4 protein-coding genes are annotated in these 3,691 nt (G+C 64.1%); all 4 read right to left on the reverse strand.

Annotated elements, in window-relative coordinates:
• Positions 1-156 precede the first annotated feature (156 nt).
• Complete coding sequence (locus WA702_RS04695; RefSeq protein WP_425109370.1) at positions 157-1,134, reverse strand: 2-hydroxyacid dehydrogenase; 978 nt, start codon at positions 1,132-1,134, stop codon at positions 157-159.
• Complete coding sequence (locus WA702_RS04700; protein ID WP_425109373.1) at positions 1,134-1,904, reverse strand: ABC transporter permease; 771 nt, start codon at positions 1,902-1,904, stop codon at positions 1,134-1,136. The genes WA702_RS04695 and WA702_RS04700 overlap by 1 nt, the downstream gene beginning before the upstream one ends.
• Before the next feature lie 41 nt (positions 1,905-1,945).
• Positions 1,946-2,758, reverse strand: a complete 813-nt coding sequence (locus WA702_RS04705) for an ABC transporter ATP-binding protein (protein ID WP_425109371.1) — start codon at positions 2,756-2,758, stop codon at positions 1,946-1,948.
• Positions 2,759-2,770: 12 nt separating this feature from the next.
• A partial coding sequence (locus WA702_RS04710) for an ABC transporter substrate-binding protein (protein WP_425109372.1) occupies positions 2,771-3,691 on the reverse strand: 921 nt, incomplete at its 5' end.

Below are 3,691 nucleotides of genomic sequence, written 5' to 3' on the forward strand. Positions count from 1 at the left end.
TCAACGTCACCACGCAGGTCTTGCTGCGGTCGGTGGTGGCAAGCTCCCACTGGCCGATCATCTCCTTCCGCAAGCCGGCGGCGTCCTGCGCCTGCGCAGGATGCACAAGCAGGACCGCCAGCAGCGCGGTGATGATCGACGCGAGGGAGCGGGCCATCAGCGTCCCTTCACCGGCGTTTCCGCGACCGGGGTCAGCGGCGCCTTGCCGGCGAACCAGGACTTGATGTTGTCGACCACCAGCTGATCCATCGCATTGCGCGTGACGATCGATGCCGAGCCGATATGGGGCAGCACGAGAACGTTCTGCAAGGCCGTCAGCTCCGCCGGCACGCTCGGCTCCTTCTCGAACACGTCGAGGCCGGCCGCAAGGATGTCACCCGACTTCAGCGCCGCGATCAGGGCCTGCTCGTCGACCACGGAGCCGCGCGCCACGTTGACGACGACGCCGCGCGGACCGAGTGCCTTCAGCACCTCGGCGTTGATCATCTTGTTGGTGCCGGCGCCGCCGGGCACGATGACGATGAGCGTATCGACCGCTTTCGCCATCTCGATCAGGTTCGGATAGTGCTGGTAGGCGACGCCGGCCGCAGGATTGCGCGAGTGATAGACCACCGGGACAAGCGAGGCGTCGAGCCGGCGCGCGATCGCCTGACCGATCCGGCCCATGCCGACCATGCCGACCTTGCGGTCGCGCAGCGAACCCTTGCTGAGCGGATAGTTCTGCTTGGTCCATTCGCCCGAGCGCACATACTGGTCGGCGGTAATGAACTCGCGCAGAGTTGCGATCAAAAGGCCCATCGCGACGTCGGCGACTTCCTCGGTCAGCACGTCGGGCGTGTTGGTGACGATGATGTTGTTCTTGCCGGCATGCGCGGCGGCGACATGGTCATAGCCGACGCCGAAGCTGGCGACGATCTCGAGCTTGGGCAGCAGCGCCATGACTTCTGCATCGGTCTTCACGGTGTGATAGGTCACCGCGACGCCTTTGATGCGGCCGAGCACGTCGGCCGGCAGCTTTTCGAGATCGGCGCGCGTCTCGGCCTTGTGCACTGTGAAACTGTCCGGAAAGCCTGTTTCCAGGATCGGCCTCACCGGTCCATAGATCAGGAGGTCGATCTTTTCAGACGCAGCCATCAGTTGTCCTTTCCAAGCGCGCTCTCGTGCCAGCGCCGTAAAACGAGGTGGGAAATTAGCGCCAGCAGCCCATAGATGACAATGCCGGCCACCGATAGAAGAAACAGTGCTGCGAACATGCGCGGAATGTTGAGGCGATAACCTGACTCAGCGATGCGATAGGCAAGGCCGGAACCGGCGCCGGCGCTGCCGGCGGCAATTTCGGCGACCACCGCGCCGATCAGCGACAGCCCGCCGGCGATGCGCAGGCCGCCGAGCATGAATGGCAGCGCCGACGGCAATTCGAGCCGGCGCAGCCGCTGCCAGCGCGAGGCGCCGTAGAGCTGGAACAGGCCGGCGAGATTGCGATCGACCGATTTCAGTCCCAGCATGGTGTTGGAGAGCACCGGGAAGAAGGCGACAATCCAGGCGCAGACCAGCACCGCCGTCTGCTGCGGCAGGTAGATCAGCAGCAGCGGCGCGATCGCAATCACGGGCGTCACCTGCAGCACGACTGCGTACGGAAACAGCGCAACTTCCAGCCGGCGCGACAAATTGAACAACAGCGCGAGCACGACGCCACCGACCGCCGCCGCGATGAAGCCTTCGAAGGTCGTGATCAAGGTCGTCAGCAGCGAGTCCGACAGGATGCCCCAATCTGCGATCAGCGTCTTTGCCACCAGGAGCGGACCCGGCAGCACATAGGGCTGGATGTCGTTGAGCTCGACCACGAGCTCCCAGAGGACGAGGCCGAGCATGAGCACGAGGCCGGGCAGCACCACGCCGAGCACGCGCTGACGGCGGGCCGCATAGTCCTGACGTGGCGCGGTGCTCACAGCGACAGCGCTCCCGCATAGGCCGGCGCTAAGGCCTCGGATACAGCGCGGCAATGATCGGCATAGGCGACCGAGGTGCGGAATGCGGCGCTGCGCGGCTCGTCGCTTTCGATGCGCCGCTCGAAGCTGCGCCGGCCGGGGCGCGCCGTCATCACCAGCACGCGCTGCGACAGATAGACGGATTCGAACACCGAATGGGTGACGAAGACGACGGTCATGCGCAAGGATCGCCACAGCGCCAGCAGGTCGTCATTGAGGCGGAAGCGCGTGATCTCGTCAAGCGCGGCGAACGGCTCGTCCATCAGTAGGATTTTTGGCCGTGTCACCAGCGCGCGCGCCAGCGACGCCCGCATCTTCATGCCGCCCGAGAGCTCGCGCGGATAACGGTCGGCGAATTCGGCAAGGCCGACCTGCGCCAGCGCGTCCTGGATTCGCGGTCGCGCCTCGGTTGCCGTGACGCCGGCGAGCTGCAACGGCAGACCGACATTGTCGGCGACACTGGTCCAGGGCATCAATGTCGGCTCCTGGAACACGAAGCCGATGCTGTGACCGGCCCGTGTGTCGCCTTTACGCGGCGCCAGCAGGACGCGTCCCGTGGTTGGCGTCGTCAGCCCTGCGATCAGCCGCAGCGCGGTCGACTTGCCGCAGCCGGAGGGGCCGAGCAGCGACACGAACTCTCCCTCGCTGACGCGCAGATCGAGCGGCCCGAGCGCCACGACGCCGGACTCGTAAATCTTGCTGACGTCGCGGAGCTCGACGGTGACGCGCGAGGCGTTCTCGTCGGAACTGTTGGGAGAGGAATCTCGCATGAACGCGCGGAGCTACTTGTTGCCTTCGGCCTTTTTCGGCTCGTCCTTCGGCCGAAGGTTGACGCCGACCGCCTTGTTGGTGAAACGCAGCGTGTAGGATTTGCGGTAGTCGATATTGGCCTTCACCACGCCGGCGCGCACCATCTTGTCGAAGAAGTCGGCGACGCGCGCGTCATTCATGGCGCCGATGCCATCGCGAACCGAATCGCCGGAATCGACGATGCCGTACTCCTTCATCTTGGCCACCGAATAGGCCAGCAGATCGTCGGTCATCTCCGGATTGAGCTTCTTGATCATGGCATTGCCGGCGGAATTGTCGCCGTAGATGTAATGGTACCAGCCGACGATCGAGGCATCGACAAAGCGCTGCACCAGGTCCGGCTTCTTATCGATCAGGTCGCGGCGGGTCTCGATCAGGGTCGAGTAGGTGCTGAAGCCGTTATCGGCGAGCAGGATGACGCCCGGCTTGAATCCTGCGGCGTGCTCGACCGCGAACGGCTCAGAGGTGACATAGCCCTGCATTGCGCTGTTCGGCGTGGCGATGAAGGGCTGCGAGTTGAATGTATAGGGCCGGACGTTCTTCTCGGAGAAGCCGTATTCGGATTTCAGCCACTGATAATAGCTGGCGATCCCCTCCTTGGAGACGAACAGCGTCAGCGGCTTCAACTCCTCGAGCTTGGTGATCTTGGCTTCCGGATGGGTCAGGAACACCTGCGGGTCCTTCTGGAACATCGCAGCGACCGACACCACGGGCACGTTGTTGGCGACGGCATCGAAGCCCATCAGCGTGTTGGCGGCGAGAAAGAACTCGATCTTGCCTGAGATCAGCAGCATGCGGTTGTTTTCGTTCGGCCCGCCCGGCACGATCGTGACATCGAGCCCGTACTGCTTGTAGGTGCCGTCGGCGACCGCCTGGAAGAAACCGCCTTGCTC

The organism is Bradyrhizobium sp. (genome assembly GCF_049798375.1).
Classification (GTDB): Bacteria; Pseudomonadota; Alphaproteobacteria; order Rhizobiales; family Xanthobacteraceae; genus Bradyrhizobium.